The following is a 264-nucleotide window of genomic DNA, read 5'->3' on the forward strand; positions in this document are numbered from 1 at the left end:
GCGATCTCCGGCGAGCGGATCGAGCCGTGCCAGACGAACGGCGGGACGTCGTCGAGCGGGCGCGGGGTGGAGGTGAAGCCCTGCAGCGGGGTGCGGAACTTGCCCTCCCAGTCCACCACGTCCTCACGCCACAGCCGGCGCAGCAGCGCGTAGTTCTCGATGGCGAGGTCGATGCCGTCGCGGATGTCCTTGCCGAACCACGGGTACACCGGCCCGGTGTTGCCGCGGCCCATCATCAGGTCCACCCGGCCGTCGGCCAGGTGC

At 71.2% G+C, this 264-nt stretch carries 1 protein-coding gene; it reads right to left on the reverse strand.

All coding sequences use genetic code 11. The annotated features are described in order from the left end of the window. A partial coding sequence (locus tag OO52_RS45800) for an LLM class flavin-dependent oxidoreductase (protein ID WP_030659561.1) occupies nt 1-264 on the reverse strand: 264 nt, incomplete at both ends.

It is taken from the genome of Streptomyces flaveolus, assembly GCF_000716535.1.
Taxonomy (GTDB): Bacteria; Actinomycetota; Actinomycetes; order Streptomycetales; family Streptomycetaceae; genus Streptomyces; species Streptomyces flaveolus_A.